19 protein-coding genes are annotated in these 16,116 nt (G+C 71.4%); 7 read left to right on the top strand and 12 right to left on the bottom strand.

What is annotated here, in order from left to right:
• Positions 1 to 9: 9 nt before the first annotated feature.
• Positions 10 to 432 (bottom strand): NfeD family protein, encoded by a 423-nt coding sequence (locus tag ABZV40_RS10735; RefSeq protein WP_355438412.1) that lies wholly within the window; start codon positions 430 to 432, stop codon positions 10 to 12.
• 155 nt (positions 433 to 587) lie between these two features.
• Here ABZV40_RS10735 and ABZV40_RS10730 point away from each other — a divergent pair, with 155 nt between their 5' ends.
• Entirely contained in the window at positions 588 to 1,169 is a 582-nt protein-coding gene (locus ABZV40_RS10730) for a dihydrofolate reductase family protein (RefSeq protein ID WP_355438410.1), read from the top strand.
• On the opposite strand, the gene ABZV40_RS10725 is transcribed toward ABZV40_RS10730, so the two are convergent.
• From ABZV40_RS10725 to ABZV40_RS10700, 6 genes are all read right to left on the bottom strand, one after another.
• Positions 1,150 to 1,956: a DUF3097 domain-containing protein gene (locus tag ABZV40_RS10725; RefSeq protein ID WP_355438408.1), complete on the bottom strand. Its 807-nt coding sequence runs from the start codon at positions 1,954 to 1,956 to the stop codon at positions 1,150 to 1,152. The two genes, ABZV40_RS10730 and ABZV40_RS10725, sit on opposite strands and share 20 nt — an antisense overlap.
• 11 nt (positions 1,957 to 1,967) lie before the next feature.
• Positions 1,968 to 2,672, bottom strand: coding sequence for an aminoglycoside phosphotransferase family protein (locus ABZV40_RS10720; RefSeq protein ID WP_355438407.1), 705 nt, complete (start codon positions 2,670 to 2,672; stop codon positions 1,968 to 1,970).
• 5 nt (positions 2,673 to 2,677) lie between these two features.
• Positions 2,678 to 2,806: a hypothetical protein gene (locus tag ABZV40_RS10715; RefSeq protein ID WP_355438405.1), complete on the bottom strand. Its 129-nt coding sequence runs from the start codon at positions 2,804 to 2,806 to the stop codon at positions 2,678 to 2,680.
• A 114-nt stretch (positions 2,807 to 2,920) separates the two neighbouring features.
• Entirely contained in the window at positions 2,921 to 3,955 is a 1,035-nt protein-coding gene (locus tag ABZV40_RS10710; RefSeq protein ID WP_355438403.1) for a S66 peptidase family protein, read from the bottom strand.
• Between the two features lie 132 nt (positions 3,956 to 4,087).
• A complete protein-coding gene (locus ABZV40_RS10705; protein WP_355438401.1) occupies positions 4,088 to 4,876 on the bottom strand; it encodes an SCO1664 family protein in 789 nt (262 codons plus the stop codon).
• A 1-nt stretch (position 4,877) separates the two neighbouring features.
• Positions 4,878 to 5,444, bottom strand: a complete 567-nt coding sequence (locus ABZV40_RS10700; protein ID WP_355438399.1) for a DUF3090 domain-containing protein — start codon at positions 5,442 to 5,444, stop codon at positions 4,878 to 4,880.
• A 78-nt stretch (positions 5,445 to 5,522) separates the two neighbouring features.
• On the opposite strand from ABZV40_RS10700, the gene ABZV40_RS10695 reads away from it, so the two are divergent.
• Positions 5,523 to 7,409 carry a prolyl oligopeptidase family serine peptidase gene (locus ABZV40_RS10695; RefSeq protein ID WP_355438397.1) on the top strand — a complete coding sequence of 629 codons (1,887 nt, stop codon included), beginning with the start codon at positions 5,523 to 5,525 and terminating at the stop codon, positions 7,407 to 7,409.
• Positions 7,406 to 8,263, top strand: coding sequence for an LD-carboxypeptidase (locus ABZV40_RS10690; RefSeq protein ID WP_355438395.1), 858 nt, complete (start codon positions 7,406 to 7,408; stop codon positions 8,261 to 8,263). Before ABZV40_RS10695 ends, ABZV40_RS10690 begins: the two co-directional genes overlap by 4 nt.
• 180 nt (positions 8,264 to 8,443) lie before the next feature.
• Here the strand turns inward: ABZV40_RS10690 and ABZV40_RS10685 are convergent, their stop codons facing one another.
• Positions 8,444 to 9,013, bottom strand: a complete 570-nt coding sequence (locus tag ABZV40_RS10685) for an HSP18 transcriptional regulator (protein WP_355438393.1) — start codon at positions 9,011 to 9,013, stop codon at positions 8,444 to 8,446.
• 104 nt (positions 9,014 to 9,117) lie between these two features.
• Here ABZV40_RS10685 and ABZV40_RS10680 point away from each other — a divergent pair, with 104 nt between their 5' ends.
• Together ABZV40_RS10680 and ABZV40_RS10675 are read left to right on the top strand one after the other, a co-directional pair.
• Positions 9,118 to 9,549 (top strand): Hsp20 family protein, encoded by a 432-nt coding sequence (locus ABZV40_RS10680; protein WP_355438391.1) that lies wholly within the window; start codon positions 9,118 to 9,120, stop codon positions 9,547 to 9,549.
• 54 nt (positions 9,550 to 9,603) lie between these two features.
• The gene (locus ABZV40_RS10675) at positions 9,604 to 10,317 is read left to right on the top strand and encodes a poly-gamma-glutamate hydrolase family protein (RefSeq protein WP_355438389.1); all 714 of its coding nucleotides are present in this window, start codon (positions 9,604 to 9,606) and stop codon (positions 10,315 to 10,317) included.
• Positions 10,318 to 10,331: 14 nt separating this feature from the next.
• Here the strand turns inward: ABZV40_RS10675 and ABZV40_RS10670 are convergent, their stop codons facing one another.
• Positions 10,332 to 10,706: a hypothetical protein gene (locus tag ABZV40_RS10670; RefSeq protein WP_355438387.1), complete on the bottom strand. Its 375-nt coding sequence runs from the start codon at positions 10,704 to 10,706 to the stop codon at positions 10,332 to 10,334.
• Positions 10,707 to 10,780: 74 nt separating this feature from the next.
• Between ABZV40_RS10670 and ABZV40_RS10665 the strand changes: the two genes are divergently transcribed.
• Positions 10,781 to 11,560, top strand: coding sequence for a poly-gamma-glutamate hydrolase family protein (locus ABZV40_RS10665; RefSeq protein WP_355438385.1), 780 nt, complete (start codon positions 10,781 to 10,783; stop codon positions 11,558 to 11,560).
• 47 nt (positions 11,561 to 11,607) lie between these two features.
• Here the strand turns inward: ABZV40_RS10665 and ABZV40_RS10660 are convergent, their stop codons facing one another.
• From ABZV40_RS10660 to ABZV40_RS10650, 3 genes are read right to left on the bottom strand one after another with little or no spacing between them, the layout of a single operon-like run.
• Entirely contained in the window at positions 11,608 to 12,819 is a 1,212-nt protein-coding gene (locus ABZV40_RS10660) for an acyl-CoA dehydrogenase family protein (protein ID WP_355438383.1), read from the bottom strand.
• 1 nt (position 12,820) lies between these two features.
• Positions 12,821 to 13,825, bottom strand: coding sequence for a phosphotransferase family protein (locus ABZV40_RS10655; protein ID WP_355438381.1), 1,005 nt, complete (start codon positions 13,823 to 13,825; stop codon positions 12,821 to 12,823).
• The gene (locus ABZV40_RS10650; protein WP_355438379.1) at positions 13,822 to 14,469 is read right to left on the bottom strand and encodes an HAD family phosphatase; all 648 of its coding nucleotides are present in this window, start codon (positions 14,467 to 14,469) and stop codon (positions 13,822 to 13,824) included. The genes ABZV40_RS10655 and ABZV40_RS10650 overlap by 4 nt, the downstream gene beginning before the upstream one ends.
• Before the next feature lie 144 nt (positions 14,470 to 14,613).
• Between ABZV40_RS10650 and ABZV40_RS10645 the strand changes: the two genes are divergently transcribed.
• Entirely contained in the window at positions 14,614 to 16,113 is a 1,500-nt protein-coding gene (locus ABZV40_RS10645) for a carboxylesterase family protein (RefSeq protein ID WP_355438377.1), read from the top strand.
• The last annotated feature ends 3 nt before the right edge of the window (positions 16,114 to 16,116 follow it).

Here is a 16,116-nt window from a genome sequence, read left to right as displayed (position 1 = left end):
CCTTCTGGGTCACACAGCCGCTATGACCACGGCGGTCGCACCCGAGATCTCGACAACGGTGACGGCTTCGCCTTCTTCGACCACGGACCCGTCGAGGGTGCGCGCGCTCCAGGTGTCGCCGCCGATCTTCACCTGCCCGCCGTGCTCGTCCACCCGCGACACCGCGATGGCCTTGCCGCCGAGCAGCGCCTCGTGGTGCATCTTGATCCCCGAGCCGAGCAGCCTCCTCTTCACGAACGGCCTGGCTCCGACGATCAGGCCGACCGACGAGGCCGCGAACACGAGCACGCTGACCAGGTCGGCGGCGCCCAGTGCCGACACGCCGGCCGCGGCCAGTGCGGCGGCGCCGAGCATGACCAGCACGAAGTCGCCGGAGAGAACCTCGGCGACGACGAGCAGTATCCCGACGATCAGCCAGATCAGCGCGGCCATGCGCCCATACATACACCAACGGGGAGCACCCGGCTCCGAGATTCACCGTGCTGGGCCCCCGACCGTAACAAAATCGATCATCCGCCGATGTCGAATCCCGGATCGGCCGTTCGTGTAGCCCGCGACACGATGTTATTGACGAAGGGGTTACGGCGATGCGTTCGATCTCCGCGACGATGTTCATGACGCTCGACGGTGTGGTGCAGGGCCTGGGGCGCGCCGACGAGGACACCCGCGGCGGCTTCACCCGCGGCGGCTGGGGCGGCCGCTACCAGGACGAGGTGCTCGCTCAGGAGATGGGCAAGGGCATGGCGCGGGCCGGTGCGATGCTGTTCGGGCGGCGGACCTGGCAGGACTTCATCGGCGCGTGGGCGACGGCGACCGACGGCAACCCGTTCACCGCGCACATGAACGCGGTCACCAAGTACGTGGTCTCCCGCAGCCTCGGCGACGCCGGCGCGTGGCAGAACTCGGTGCTGCTGCGCGGCCTCGACGACGTCGCGGCGCTCGACGGAGACCTGTCGATCGTCGGCAGCGCGGCGCTGGTGCGCTCGCTGCACGCGGCCGGGCTGCTCGACCACTGCACACTGGTGATCCACCCGCTGACGCTGGGCACCGGCACCCGGTTGTTCGAGGGGCCGGCGCCGCTGACCGAGTTCGAGCTGACCGGCTGCGTCACCACCGGCAAGGGTGTGATCATCGCCGGCTACACGCGGGTCAGTCCTGCCCGGCGGTGACGAAGTCGATCAGCCGCTCGACGGCGCCGAGCAGGTCGGACTCGATGTCGCGGTAGCTGCTGACGGCACCGAGGACGCGCTGCCAGCCCTCCCAGGTCTCGCCCCAGCCGAGCTCGGCGCACACGCCTTCCTTCCAGGGGACGTTCCTGGGGATCACCGGCCACGCCTCGATCCGCAGTGCCCGGGGTTTGACGGCCTGCCAGATGTCGACGTAGGGATGCCCGGTGACCAGGACGTTGTCGTCGTGGATCTGCTCGACGATCCGCTGCTCCTTGGAGCGGGCGACGAGGTGGTCGACCAGCACGCCCAGGCGGCGGTGCGGCGCGGTGCCGAACTCGGCGATGCGCTCCGGCAGCTCGTCGACGCCGTCGAGCGGCTCCACGACGATGCCCTCGACGCGCAGGTCGTGTCCCCAGACGCGTTCGACGAGCTCGGCGTCGTGCTTGCCCTCGACCCAGATGCGGCTGGCCTTGGCGGTCTGCGCGCGCAGGCCTTCGACCCGGACGGAGCCGGACGCGCTGATGCGGGGTTGTTGTTTTTGTGGCGCGGGTTTGACGAGGGTGACCGGCTGGCCGTCGACGAGGAACCCGGCGGGGCGCAGCGGGAACAGGCGGTGGCGGCCGTGGCGGTCCTCCAGCACGACCTGGCCGTGCTCGAACTTCACGACGGCGCCGCAGAAACCGCTGGCGGGGTCCTCGACGACGAGGCCGGGCTCGGCGGGGATCTCGGGGACCTTCTTGCGCTTGGGGGTGGAGAGGACGTCGCGGCCGTAGTCGTGGGAACGCACGGTCGCAAACCCTAGCCGTAGAAGGGTTTGAAGGCGGTGAGCCACTCCTGCACGCGGTCGAGGTCGACGTCGGCGCCGTGCAGGTCGTGGCCGTCGTGGACGAAGTCCATCCAGTCGAACGCCGGGTCGCCGGCGTGGGCGCGCGGGTCGATGGCGACCGGGCCGCGGGGGCCTTGCAGGACGTTGCCGGGGTGCATGTCGCCGTGCAGCAGGACCGGCGTGACGTTGTCCTCGGCGAGTTTGCGGGCGAGGTGGTGCTCGGTGGCGTGGTAGGTGCCGGTGCGGCGGGTCAGCAGCGTCTCGAACAGGAAGTCGACGCGGGCGCCGAGCGGCGGGAAACCGGCCGGGTTCGCGGTGTCGTGCAGCTGGGGCAGGACGCGGGTGGGCTCGTCGGCGGGGGTGCCGGGGGTGATCCGTTCGAGCAGCAGCGCGCCGCGGGCGAGGTCGGTGTCGAGCAGGTCGGCCATCGCGGGCGTGCCGGCCCAGGCGGTGAGGGCGCGGGCTTCGAGTGCGGCGACGTCGTGGTCGGGGGTCACCTTGAGCACGGCGGTGGTGCACAGGAAGGTGGCGCCGGTGCCGCCGGGCACGTGCTCGACGAGGGTGAGGTCCCAGCGGGCGGTGAGGGTGGCGACCAGGTCGGGCAGCGCGTCGATCCACGTGGTGACGTCGTGGCCGAACCGTCGGATGAGCCGGGACCTGGCGTGCTCGTCGATCACCGGGTTCAGGTTAGCGAGCCGGCCGCGGCCTGGCGGCGGAACTGGTGGTCGGCCAGTGCCGGGAGCCAGAACGCGTTGGCGCCGAAGCAGGTGGTGAGCAGCCGCAGGTCCGCGCCCTGCCGTCGACGACCCACCTGTTGACCGGCAGCAGCGGGACGGGCCAGCCGGCCACGACGAGCCGGTCGCACACGAGGCGTTGCGGGCGGCCGCCGTCGTTGTCGACGATCACCGCGGGGGTGCGGGGACGGTCAGTAGGTGACGGTGATGGACCGCTGTGGCCCGTCGATGCGGACGGTGCCGCCGACAGGGATGACGAGTTGCGGGTCGGTGTGGCCGAGGTCGACGTCGAACACGATCATCGTCTCGGGCGCGTACTGGCCGAACGCCCGGAGCACCGCGGCGCGCTGCCGCGCGGTGTAGGTGGCGCGGTCGGTGGTCTGGTTGTCGAACGACCACGACTTGGCGCGGCCGACCATGACCGCCGCGAACCGCTGCAGCAGGCCGCGTTCGCCCATGTTGCGCAGGATCCGGTAGACCTCGACGTCGGAGGGCATCTCCTCGGAGGTCTCGAAGAAGAAGATGGCGCCGTCGTAGTGCTCGGGCGGCTTGATCTCCCGGTCGGCCATCATCAGCCACGACAGGATCTCCAGGTTGCCGCCCCACGACGGGCCCTGCGCCGTGTAGCTGGGCTGGTGCCAGATCCAGCCACCGCTGGGGTCGAGCCGGGGTTCGCCGGCGAAGGTCGCCTCGTCCTCCCAGGGGTCCTCCCGGTCGCCGTAGGCGGTGCTCTCGGCCAATGCGTACTCGCCGGGAGTGAACAGCGCGGCCCGCAGCGAGGCGGCGGTGGCCGGGTGCATCGCGCCGGGGCGGCCGAACTGGACCATGACGCAGCCGCCGGAGAAGCCCACGATGCCGCGGTGGGCGAGCCACAGCAGCAGGTTGGTGTTGTCGCTGTAGCCGAAGAACGGCTTGGGGTTGGCGGTGATCAGCTCGGCGTCCAGGTGCGGCAGGACGGTGATCTGGTCGTCGCCGCCGATGGAGGCGATCACGGCCTTGACGGTGGGGTCGGCGAACGCGGCGTGCAGGTCGGCGGCGCGTTCCCGCGGGGTGGCGCCCATCGTGCGGGTCGTCGGGTATTCGACCGGGTCGAGGCCGAATTCGGTCCTCAGCCGCCGCAGACCGAGTTCGTGGGGCAGCGGGAAACGACCCGGCAGGCCCGCCGACGGGGACACGATGGCGACGCGGTCGCCTGGCCGGGGTTTGGGCGGGTTGATCAACGGCATGGTCGCCGAGCGTAGTGACGGTGTGCCGGTCGAGCAGCGGAATTGGCCCCGCACCAGCGCAGCGGGGCGTGGCGGTGAGCCCACGCGCGGATCTCTTCCAGTTCGCTCACCGGGCTGACGCTGGGGGGACGGTCAGAAAGCGGGCCAGGGAATGGCGGGCCAGTCGCCGGAGGGCTCGGGGTAGATGCCCTCGGCCAGCAGTTTGTCGGTGCGCTCCCCCACGGCCCTGACCTCGGCGCGGGTGAGGTGGTCGTGCAGGGACTCGCCCAGCGCGCCGTCGAGCGCGGATCTCAGCCGGCGCAGCGACTCCAGGACCGGGGCGGGCAGTGGTTCGCGGGCCCAGCCCCACAGCACGGTGCGCAGCTTGGGTTCGGTGTGCAGGCAGATGCCGTGGTCGACGCCGTAGACCGAGCCGTCGACGGCGTGCAGGACGTGGCCGCCTTTGCGGTCGGCGTTGTTGACCACGACGTCGAACGCGGACATGAGCGCGATGCGCGGGTGGTCGGCGTGCACGAGGACGGCGGGGTCGCCGAAGCGGTCGTGGGCGTGGAAGACGGGGATCCAGCCCGGTTTGACGTCGTCGACACCGACGATGTCGACCAGTTCGTCCTCTTCGCGGGTGTCGACCCACAGCTGGACCATGCCGGAGCCGAACGGGCCCGGCCGCAGCACGGTCGGGGGCACGAGGTCGAGCCCGGCCGCGGCGGAGATCAGGTAGGTGGCCACCTCGCGGCCCGCGAGCGTGCCGTCGGGGAAGTCCCACAGGGGGCGTTCGCCGCGCACGGGCTTGTAGACGCACTGGGCGTCGACGCCGTCCATGCTGATCTTGCAGAACAGCGTGGCGTTGGAGGCGTCGACGAGCCGGCCCTCGACCTCGATGCGGCCGTGCGTCAGCAACTCCAGGGCCGCGGCGGTGTCCACGTCAGTCTTCTTCGGTGCGGCGGTAGCCGTTCTGCCGCGGGCAGATGTGGCCGTCCGGGTCGAGCGGTTCGGCGCACAGGGGACACGGTTTGCGGCCGGCGTTGACGACGCGGTCGGCGCGCTCGGCGAACGCGCGGGCCGCGGACGGCGAGAGGAACACCCGCACGGCGTCGGGACCTTCCTCGGTGTCGTCGAGCACGACGGCTTCGTCGACCTCCTCCTCGGAGATCGCGAGGAGCTCGATCACGACGGCCTTGGACTCGGCGTCCCACCCGAGCCCCATGGTGCCGACGCGGAACTCCTCCTCGACGGGCACGTCGAGCGGTTCGGTGTCGAGGTCGTCCGGCGGCGCGTCTTCCGGCACGTCGGTGCCGAAGCGGCGGTGGACCTCCTCGAGCAGCGAGCCGATGCGCTCGGCGAGGACCTGGACCTGCTGCTTTTCCAAGGCGACGCTGATCAGCCTGCTCTGCTCGGAGGCCTGCAGGTAGAAGGTGCGGTCGCCGGGCTGCCCGACGGTTCCTGCGACGAACCGGTCGGGTGCGCGGAATACGTGGATGACACGAGCCATGGCCCTTACGACCCTAGGCCACGCGGAGATCGTCGGCAGGTCCTCCCCCACCAAACACTCCGCGTATAGGGTCGGGTTGTGGTGAAGATCGCTTCGTACGGGACCTGGGAATCGCCGATCACAGCCGGCGACACCTCGAAACCGGGCGGTGGGTTCCAGTGGGCCGACCTGCACGGCGAGCGGGTGTGGTGGGCGGAGAGCCGGCCGGCCGAGGGCGGCAGAGTGGCGCTGGTGCGCGACGGTGTGGACGTGCTGCCCGCTCCGTGGAACGCCCGCAACCGGGTGCACGAGTACGGCGGCCGGCCGTTCGCGGTGCTGTCCGACGACCGGGTGGCGTTCACGCACTGGGACGACCAGCGCGTCTACGTGTTCGACCCGGACGCGCCCGCGCCGACGCCGTTGACGCCGGAGCCCGAGCGGCACCACGGGGTGCGCTACGCCGACCTGTCCGCGGGTCCGGACGGCGAGGTGTGGTGCGTGCGGGAGACGATCACCGGTGACGCGCGCACCGACGTGCGCCGCGACCTGGTCGCGATCACCCCTGAGGGCGAGGTGCGGGTGCTCGGCGCCTCGCACCACTTCATGACCGGCCCGAAGATCAGCCCGGACGGCACGAAGTTCGCGTGGATCGGCTGGAACCACCCGCAGATGCCGTGGGACGGCACCGAGCTGTGCGTGGCCGAGGTCGGCTCGACCGGGCACCGGGTCGTGTCGGGGTCGCAGACCGAGGCAGTGTGCCAGTTCGAGTGGGAGGGCGACTCCCTGCTGGCGCTGACCGACCCGGACGGCTGGTGGAACCTGTTCCGGGTGAGCCTGGACGGGTCGCGCCGCAACCTCGCGCCGTGCTCCGAGGAGCTGGGCGGCCCGATGTGGCGGCTGGGCAACCGCTGGTTCGCGCCGCTGTCGCCCGGCCGGTACCTGGTGGTGCGGTCGGGGCATCTGGCGGTGCTGGACGAGCGCAGCGCGACGGTGACCGACGTGCAGACCGACCTGCCGACGTGGGCGCCGGACCTGTCGGTGCGCGACGGCGTGGTGGTCTGCGGCGCGGCCGGGCCGACCCGAGAGTTCGCGGTGGTGCGCCTGGACCTGTCCAACGGCGAGCTGACCTACCTGACCGGTGGCGAGCCGTCCCCGCAGGACGCCTACCTGCCGGAGCCGGTGGAGCGGATGTTCGGCGAGATCCCCGCGTACGTGTACCCGCCGTCCAACCCGGACTTCGCGGCACCGGAGGGCGAGCTGCCGCCGTACGTGGTGCACGTGCACGGTGGCCCGACGGGGCGGGCGTTGCCGAAGCTGGACCTCGACATCGCCTACTTCACCAGCCGCGGCATCGGTGTGGTGGCGGTGAACTACGGCGGTTCGACCGGCTACGGGCGGGCGTTCCGGGAACGGCTGCGCGAGCAGTGGGGTGTCGTGGACGTGGAGGACTGCGCGTTCGTGGCGCAGCAGCTCGCGAAGGAGGGCACGGCGGACCCGCAGCGGCTGGGCATCCGGGGCGGCTCGGCGGGTGGCTGGACGTCGGCGGCGTCGCTGACCTCGACGGACGTGTACCAGTGCGGGATGGTGGCGTTCCCGATCCTGGACCTGAAGGGCTGGACGTCCGAGGGCGGCGAGACCCACGACTTCGAGTCCCGTTACGTGGAGGGCCTGGTCGGCCGGCTGCCCGAGGCCGAGGACCGCTACCGGGACCGGTCGCCGTCGAGCAGGGCGCGGTCGGCGTCGGGCCCGGTGCTGCTGCTGCAGGGCCTGGAGGACGAGATCTGCCCGCCGGAGCAGGCGGACCGGTTCGCCGCGGACCTGGCGGGCTCGGGCATCCGGCACGCCTACCTGAGGTTCGCCGGCGAGCAGCACGGGTTCCGCAAGGCCGAGAACATCAAGGCCGCGCTGGAGGCGGAGCTGTCGTTCTACGGACAGGTCTTCGGGTTCACCCCGCCCGGTGTGCCCGTGCTCGAACTGTCCGAGTGAGCCGCGTGCTGCGCGCGGGTGACCGGGTCGCGCTGGTGTCCCCGGCCGGCCCGGCCCTGCCCGAGAAGGTCGCGGCGGGGGTGGCGGTGCTGCGCTCGTGGGGCCTGGAGGTCACCACACCTGTGGTGGCGTCGTGGTCGCTGCCTTATCTGGCCGGCTCGGACAACGCGCGCGCTGCGGAGTTCGTGTCGGCCTGGTGCTCGGACGTGGCCGCGGTGGTGTGCGTGCGGGGCGGCTACGGATGTCTGCGGATGACCGATTTGGTGCCGTGGAAGGACCTGCCGCCGCGGGTGTTCGTGGGCTCGTCGGACGTGACGGTGCTGCACACGGAGCTGAACCAGGTGGGTCTGCCGACGGTGTTCGGGCCGATGCCGGGCACCTCGGACTTCGTCGACGACCCGGTGGCGCAGCAGCGGCTGCGGGCGTTGCTGTTCGAGGGCACGTCGTCGTGGACGGCCGGAACGGCTGTGGTGGCGGGGACCGCGCGTGGGGTGCTCACGGGCGGCAACGCGGCGTTGCTGGCGGCGGGGGTGGGCGGGCCGCGGTGGGCCCCGCCGGTCGGCGGGGCGATCGCGTTGCTGGAGGACGTCGGCGAGGAGCCCTACCGGCTGGACCGGATCCTGACGCAGCTGCTGCGGGCGGGGTGGTTCGAGCCGGTGTCGGGGATCGTGCTGGGGTCGTGGACGGGCTGCGGGGACGTGGCGTCGGTGCTGTGGGACCGGTTGTCCGGGCTGGAGGTGCCGATCCTGGGCGACTTCGGGTTCGGGCACTGCGCCGGGCAGTGGTCGCTGCCGCTGGGTGTGGCGGCGGAGCTGGACGCCTCGGCGGGGACGCTGACGCTGCTGCGGGCGTGACGACGGAGCTCACCGCCTCAGCGCGAAGCCGCGCCGAACGCCCGGCCAGAGTACGCGGGGAGCTTTCGTACTCTCCTGGAGTACGCGGGGGCCCTGCGTACAACCCAACAGCAGGGAGCGCCGGTGCCGTGCGTGCCGCTGGGCGTGGTCGTCCGGCGCTGTCGTGGACGCGCGGATGCCTCAGGCGCGGCGTTGACGTTGCTGCAGCCGTGCCTGGGCGTCGAGCCGCACCTGGTCGGTCTGCTCGCTGATCGCCGCGATGCGTTCGGCGAGCCCCGGATGCTCGTCGCGCAACGCGGGGACGGCCTCGGCCAGCGGTGCGAGCAGGCCGGCCGCGTCCTCGCCGCCGAGGGCCTGTTGCACGGCGTCGTCGTGCGGGCCGACCTGGGCGGCGAGCATGCGCAGCACGCCCGCGTTGCGCCGTGCCCAGGCGGCGACGGCCTTGTCTCCCGCGCGCCGGTCGCGTTCGGCCTGCACGCGTTCGTCGCCGGTGCCGGACTCGCCGGTGCGCCGGACGCGCAGGTAGCGCTTCTCCGCGGCCTGGCGGCTGGCGACGCCCAGTGCCGGGGCGAGGTCGGCCCAGCTGGTGCCCAGGGCGCGGGCGGCCTCGATGAGCTGGGGTTCCCAGCCGGACAGCTCGTCGCGCAGCTCGCGCAGCAGCATGAGCGCGGCCAGGACCTGGGTCGCGTCGCCGGGTGAGGCGGCCGCAGCGCGCACGGTTTCGTAGTCGTTTCGAGGGTCGTTCGTCATGTCGTCCTTCCGATGACGGCCGTCACTTGTCATCGTTCCGACGACATGCTACAACGGTGGTGCAGCGCATTGACAGTCCAACGAGGGATATCAGGAGGTGTCAGATGTTGATGCGCACTGACCCGTTCCGTGAGCTGGACCGGCTGACGCAGCAGGTGTTCGGGACTCCGGGGACGTGGTCGCGGCCGACGGCGATGCCGATGGACGCCTTCCGCGACGGCGAGCAGTTCGTGGTGTGCTTCGATCTGCCGGGTGTGACGCCGGACGCGATCGAGCTCGACGTCGAGCGCAACGTCCTGACGGTCAAGGCGGAGCGCCGCCCGGTGGGCAAGGACGTCGAGATGCAGGTGTCGGAGCGGCCGCTGGGTGTGTTCTCGCGGCAGCTGTTCCTCGGTGACACCCTCGACACCGACCACATCGACGCCAGCTACGACGCGGGTGTGCTGACGCTGCGGATTCCGATCGCGGAACGCGCGAAGCCCCGCAAGATCGCGATCACCTCGGGTGAGGAAGCGCCGAAGCAGATCGACGCGTGATCCACCCGGCGGGCGGCGGCCGACCGGGTGACGGCAGGTAGGCTTCCGCCCGCCATGAGACCCCAGCCTCAGTGGGCGGCGTTAGACGTCTACGCGTCCAACTCCGACCTCTACGCCGATCCCCGACTGGTGGAACGGGTGGACTACCGGCGTCGCTTCAGGCGGCACCGGCCCCGCACGCCGTCCGTCGTCCTCGCCCCGCACGGCGGTGGCATCGAGGTCGGCACGTCGGAACTGTGTCTCGCGATCGCGGGCTATCACCCGTCCACGCGGGTGCCGATCGGCCAGACGCACGACTACTGGATGTTCGAGGGCCTGCGGTCGGTCGCGAACGACGAGCTGCACGTGACCTCGTCGAACTGCGACGACCGCGTGGCCCGCGACCTGGTGTCCGGCGCCTCCTACGCGTTGGGCCTGCACGGGTGCACGGCCGCGGCGGCCGGCTTGGAGGACCACGACCGGGCGGTGCTGGTCGGCGGCCGGGACGGGTTGCTGCGCATGGAGCTGCTGGCGGCGTTGCGGCGGGCCGGGTTCCACACGATCGACGCGGTGGACCACCCGATACTGGGAGGCTTCGACCGGTCGAACATCGCGAACCGGACGCGGTCGCGGCAGGGCGGGCAGCTGGAGCTGACCACTCCCCTGCGGGCGGCGATGTTCGAGGAGAACTCGCGGTCGGACCGGCGGCACACGACGACCGAGGTGTTCTGGGGGTTCGTGCACGCCTGCCGGGCGGCGCTGGCGGCGCGGGAAGCGTTGAGCAACTGATCTCCGCGAGCCGCTCAGGCGCCGGGGCCGACCTCGGGATGTGTGAACCGCACGGGCTTGCCCAGCGACCGGGCGTAGGCGATCTCGGCTCGGGTGCTGTCTCCGAGGTAGTCGCCGACCACGAGCACCTCGTCAGCGAGCCGGATCTTCGCCCGGTGCAGGTCGTCGAGCCGGACCTTCAGCGCCTCGGCCCCGGCGGGATCGGACCAGAGCTCGTGCGGTGACTTCAGGTCGCAGCCCGGTTTGACGACGATCCGTCCGGCCGCGGTCTCCCGCAGATCGGCCTCGGTCATCTCGGTCATGAAGCGGGTGGAGCCGCAGATCGCGACGATCTGCGGGAGGCCGAGCTGCTTCTTCGCCTCGGCGAGCTGCTCCTCGGGGGTGGGCACCGGTTCCTCCTGGAACAGATCATCTGGCACAACTGACCTCTGCGCGGGGTCCGCGGTCCGTAGCCTGCCCGGTCATGGGGACTTCCAGACGTGTGTTTCTCGGGTTGGTGGCGGCGACGCCGTTGCTGACGCGTGTGGTGCCGGCGCGTGCGGCCGGTTATGCCTCCTACAGCGAGATCTACCGTGATCCGGGGTTGCGGGAGGGCGTGGACTGGGGCCGGCGGATGCTGCGGCACCAGGCGTTCGGGCGGACGGTGGTGTTCGCGCCGCACGGCGGCGGGATCGAGACCGGGACGTCGGAGCTGTGCCTGGCCGTGGCGGGCTATCACCCGGCGACGCTGCAGGCCTCGGGCGCGGTGTGCGACTACTGGATGTTCGAGGGGTTGCGGTCCTCGGGCAACTCCGAGCTGCACGTGACCTCGACCGGTTGCGACGACCATTACGCGCAGTCGCTGGCGGCGGGCGCGTTCAACGCGGTGGCGCTGCACGGGTGCACGGTCACGGAGGCTGAGCGGAACTGGCGGACGTTGCCGGACCAGGCGTGTGCGCTGGTGGGCGGCGCGAACGCGGACTTGCGCGGGCGGGTGATCTCGGCGCTGACCGGTGCGGGGATGTCGGCGGTGGACGCGTCGACGCATCCGACGCTGGACGGCGGGGACCCGGACAACATCGTGAACCGGACGTTGCTGGACGCGGGCGTGCAGGTGGAGATGACCACGCCGTTGCGGGGCGGGATGTTCACCACGAACACCGCGGCGCAGCGCAAGAACACGACGACGCAGCTGTTCTGGGACTTCGTGGGCGCGATGCGGTCGGCGGTCGCGGGCCTGGAGGCGACGCAGGAGATCCTCTAGGCGAGAAACGAGGGGCGGCCCGGGATCGGTCCGCCCCTGCGTCGTTTCTAGAGGTACTTCTTGAGTTCCCGCTTGGCCAGCGACATGCGGTGGACCTCGTCGGGGCCGTCGGCGATGCGCAGGGTGCGGGTGGCGGCCCACAGCTCGGCGAGCGGGGTGTCCTGGCTGACGCCGGCGCCGCCGTGGGCCTGGATGGCCTTGTCGATGACCCATTCGGTCATCAGCGGGGTGCCGATCTTGATGGCCTGGATCTCGGTGTGGGCGCCCTTGTTGCCGACGGTGTCCATCAGCCACGCGGTCTTGAGCACGAGCAGGCGGGCCTGTTCGATGCGGACGCGGGACTCGGCGATCCACTCGTGCACGACGCCCTGGGCGGCGATGGGCTTGCCGAACGCCACGCGGGACGAGGCGCGCCGGCACATGAGTTCGAGGGCGCGTTCGGCCATGCCGATCAGGCGCATGCAGTGGTGGATGCGGCCTGGGCCGAGGCGGGCCTGGGCGATGGCGAAGCCCTCGCCCTCGCCGGCGATCAGGTTGGAGGCCGGGACGCGGACGTCGTCGAAGACGATCTCGGCGTGGCCGCCGTGCGCGTAGTCCTGGTAGCCGAAGACGCTCATGGCGCGCTTGACGGTGATGCCGGGGGTGTCGCGCGGGACGAGGATCTGCGACTGCTGGCGGTGGCGGTCGGCGGAGGGGTCGGTCTTGCCCATCACGATGAAGATGGCGCAGTTGGGGTTCATCGCGCCGGAGGACCACCACTTGCGGCCGTTGATGACGTAGTCGTCGCCGTCGCGTTCGATGCGGGTGGCGATGTTGGTGGCGTCGGAGGAGGCGACGTCGGGTTCGGTCATGCAGAACGCGGAGCGGATCTCGCCGTCGAGCAGGGGCTGCAGCCACTGCTTCTTCTGTTCGTCGGTGCCGAACATGGCCAGGACTTCCATGTTGCCGGTGTCCGGTGCGGCGCAGTTGAGCGCCTCGGGGGCGAGGTGGGGGCTGCGGCCGGTGATCTCCGCCAGGGGCGCGTACTGCAGGTTGGTCAGGCCCGCGCCGTGCTCGGCGTCGGGCAGGAACAGGTTCCACAGGCCCTGTTTGCGGGCTTCGGCCTTGAGCTGTTCGAGGATCGGCTGGCGTTCCCACGGGTCGGCGGCGTCGTGCAGCTGCTGTTCGAGCACCGCTTCGGCCGGGTAGACGTGCTCATCCATGAAGGTGAGCAGCTTGGTGCGCAGTTCTTCGGTCTTGGCGTCGTAGGCGAAGTCCATGTCAGAGCTCCTTGTGGGCCGCGGCGAGACCCTGCCGCACGAGGGGGACGGTGAACGCGCCGAGCTTCTCGAAGCCGGCGCCGACGGTCTTGCCGCCGGCGAAGCGGTAGTGGATGCCTTCGACGATGACGGCGAGCTTGAAGTAGCCGAAGGCGATGTACCAGCCCAGGCCGGAGGTGTCGGTGCCGGTGCGGGCGGTGTAGCGGGCGACTAGCTCGTCGGGGGTGAGGAAGCCGGGCATCGACGGGACGCTGCCGGTGATGGGGTCGTTGTCCACGCCCAGGCCGGCCCAGTAGACGTAGAGCAGGCCGAGGTCGGCGAGCGGGTCGCCGAGGGTGGCCATCTCCCAGTCCAGGACGGCGCTGATCTGCAGGGGGTCGGGGGTGACGAGGGCGTTGTCGAGGCGGTAGTCGCCGTGGATGATCGCGGCCCGCGGCGAGCCTGGGACGGTGTCGGCGAGCTTGTCGCGCAGTTCGTCGATGCCGGGCAGGTCGCGGCTGCGGGAGGCGTCGAGCTGCTTGCCCCACCGCGTGACCTGGCGGGCGAGGAACCCGTCGGGGCGGCCGAAGTCCTGCAGGCCGACGGAGGCGGGGTCGACGGAGTGCAGGTCGGCGAGCACGTCGACGAGCCGCTCCGACAGCGTGCGCGCCTGGTCGGGGGTGAGCCACGGGCACTGCGACCGTTCGCGCAGGGCGGCGCCGGGCATCTCCGACATGAGGTAGAACGGCGCGCCGATGACGGAGGTGTCCTCGACGAGCCGGTGGGCGTGCGGCACGGGCACCGAGGTGGGCTCGAGGGCGGAGATGACGCGGAACTCGCGGGCCATGTCGTGGGCGGTGGCCAGCACGTGGCCCAGCGGCGGGCGGCGCAGGACCCAGCGGTGGGTGCCGTCGGTGACGCGGTAGGTGAGGTTGGAGCGGCCGCCGGGGAACAGTTCGCCGGTCAGCGGTCCTGTGCCCAGATGCGTGGCGAGCGCCAACAGGTCGAGGCCGGGGAGGTCGGTCACAGGTTCACTCCGAGGGTGGCGAGGTGGGCGCGGGTGTCGTCGACGCCGGTGTGGCGGAAGGCGTGCATGCCGACGGCCTGGGCGGCGTCGACGTTGACCGGGGCGTCGTCGAAGAACACGGTGCGGCCGGGTGTGACGCCGATGCGGTCGAGGGTGTGGTGGTAGATGCGCTCGTCGGGTTTGCGCAGGCCGACGCGGCCGCTGATCACGACGGTGTCGAACAGCTCGATGAGCAGGTCTTTCGGGTAGCCCTCGCCCCAGCTGTTGGACAGCAGCGCGGTGTGCAGGCCGGCGGTGCGGGCCTTGCGGACGAGCTCGACCATCGCCGGGTCGGGGGTGGCGCCGCCGAACATGCGCCGCAGCAGCCCGTCGTCGTCGACCCTCGCGCCGGTGGTGGTGATCAGCTCAGCGGCGAGCAGGCGTTCGAACTCGCGCACCGTCAGCTCGCCGGTCTCCAGGCGGAACACGGGGTTGTCGGGCAGCGCGTCGCGGCTCATCCACTCGCGCATGATCCGGCCGTAGACCTGCCGGTCGATGGCCTCGGCGTGCAGCCAGGCGCCGACGAACTCGGGCACGGAGACCGTCATGACGCCGCCCCAGTCGAAGACGAGCGCGTCGACGAGCGGAAGTGTTGTGTCACCCACGGAACGGAGGGTACCGACCGGTCGGTATGTCGGCAACCGGTGATCGGAACCGTCTACTTCCGGTGACCGGATCAGTTGACCTTCAGCCGTTTCATCCCCTTGCCACCCTCGCTACGTTTGAGGTCGAAGGGGGTCAAACAACTCATGTCCAGAACGCTGACGGTGGCCGCGGCCGCCGCGATGACACTCGCCTTCCTCCAGGTCCCCGCCGCGCACGCCGCGGGCGGCGGCCAGGTCGTCCAGACCGACAAAGGTGCCGTGTCCGGCACCGTGACCAGCACTTACCGCACGTTCGGCAACATCCCGTTCGCCGCACCGCCCGTCGGCGCGAACCGGTGGCGCGACCCGCAACCGGTGACACCGTGGCAGGGCGTGCGGGACGCGACCAAACCGAGCCCGGACTGCGCGCAGACCCCGCAGCTCGGCCAGCCGTCCTCGGAGGTCGAGGACTGCCTCTACCTCAACGTCACGACGCCGGCGGCACCGTCGGCCCGGCCGCGGCCGGTGATGGTGTGGATCCACGGCGGCGGGTTCACCAGCGGCGCCGCGAGGCTGTACGACGCGCGGCGGCTCGCGACGAAGACCGGCGCCGTCGTGGTGACGATCAACTACCGGCTGGGGGCGTTCGGGTTCTTCGGCTACCCCGGCCTGCCCGGTTCGGGCGCGTTCGGGATCGCCGACCAGCAGGCGGCACTGAAGTGGGTGCACCGCAACGCCCGCGCGTTCGGCGGCGACGTCGGCAACGTGACGATCTTCGGCGAGTCCGCCGGCGGCCTGAGCGTCTGCGCCCAGCTGGCCTCCCCCACCGCGGCGGGGCTGTTCCACAAGGCGATCATCCAGTCCGGCGCTTGCGGCCTGACGACACCTTCGGCGCCGGGCAAGTTCGTGACGTTGTGGAAGCCGCGGGCCGAGGTCGAGAAGGCCGGTGCCGCGCTGTCGCTGGGCTGCCAGGACATCGCGTGCCTGCGGGCGTTGCCGGTGGCGACGCTGCTGCAGGTGCACGACCAGTTCGCGTTCCCCGCGTACGACACCCGTGTGCTCCCGGTCGACCCCGCGGTCGCGCAGCGGACCGGCCGGATGCACCGGGTACCCACGATGGTGGGGTCCACGCACGACGAGTTCACCCTGTTCACGGGCCTGCTCGAACCGGCGCCGGTGCCGGACGCGCAGTACCGGCCGAGGGTGGCCGCGTGGTTCGGGGAGGACGTCGCCGACCGCGTCGTCGCACGCTATCCGCTCAACGGCAACGGCGACGCCCGTGACGAGATCGCCGCCGCGATGACGGACAGGTCGTGGGCCTGCACGACCCACGACACGCGTCAGCAGCTGGGCCACCGCACCGCGGTGCCGGGCTACGAGTTCGCCGACGCCACCGCACCGGTGTTCTTCCCCGGCCTGCCACCGTTCCCCGGCGGGTACCGGGCCTTCCACGGCTCGGAGCTGCCGTACCTGTTCGACCTGGGCACGACGCTGACGCCGGCACAGCGCGAGCTGTCCGACTACATGATCACGGCGTGGGGACGCTTCGCCCGCACCGGCGATCCCGGCTGGCGTTCGGCGGTGCAGTCGCTGGCACCCGGAGCAATCAAGGGCACCGATTTCGCCCGTGATCACCAGTGCGCGTTCTGGTCGTCCATCCTGTAGCGC

This window comes from Lentzea sp. NPDC004782 (genome assembly GCF_040609115.1).
Classification (GTDB): Bacteria; Actinomycetota; Actinomycetes; order Mycobacteriales; family Pseudonocardiaceae; genus Lentzea.
Note: the sequence above shows the minus strand (reverse complement) of the source record. Positions and strands in the feature narration are given on the sequence as shown.

Excerpts from the sequence above, each read along its gene's own strand:
- ABZV40_RS10685 (WP_355438393.1), bottom strand. The coding sequence starts at position 9,013 with ATGACGAACGACCCTCGAAACGACTACGAAACCGTGCGCGCTGCGGCC.
- ABZV40_RS10675 (WP_355438389.1), top strand. The coding sequence starts at position 9,604 with ATGAGACCCCAGCCTCAGTGGGCGGCGTTAGACGTCTACGCGTCCAAC.
- ABZV40_RS10735 (WP_355438412.1), bottom strand. The coding sequence starts at position 432 with ATGGCCGCGCTGATCTGGCTGATCGTCGGGATACTGCTCGTCGTCGCC.
- ABZV40_RS10700 (WP_355438399.1), bottom strand. The coding sequence starts at position 5,444 with ATGGCTCGTGTCATCCACGTATTCCGCGCACCCGACCGGTTCGTCGCA.
- ABZV40_RS10665 (WP_355438385.1), top strand. The coding sequence starts at position 10,781 with ATGGGGACTTCCAGACGTGTGTTTCTCGGGTTGGTGGCGGCGACGCCG.
- ABZV40_RS10660 (WP_355438383.1), bottom strand. The coding sequence starts at position 12,819 with ATGGACTTCGCCTACGACGCCAAGACCGAAGAACTGCGCACCAAGCTG.
- ABZV40_RS10710 (WP_355438403.1), bottom strand. The coding sequence starts at position 3,955 with ATGCCGTTGATCAACCCGCCCAAACCCCGGCCAGGCGACCGCGTCGCC.
- ABZV40_RS10680 (WP_355438391.1), top strand. The coding sequence starts at position 9,118 with ATGTTGATGCGCACTGACCCGTTCCGTGAGCTGGACCGGCTGACGCAG.
- ABZV40_RS10645 (WP_355438377.1), top strand. The coding sequence starts at position 14,614 with ATGTCCAGAACGCTGACGGTGGCCGCGGCCGCCGCGATGACACTCGCC.
- ABZV40_RS10730 (WP_355438410.1), top strand. The coding sequence starts at position 588 with ATGCGTTCGATCTCCGCGACGATGTTCATGACGCTCGACGGTGTGGTG.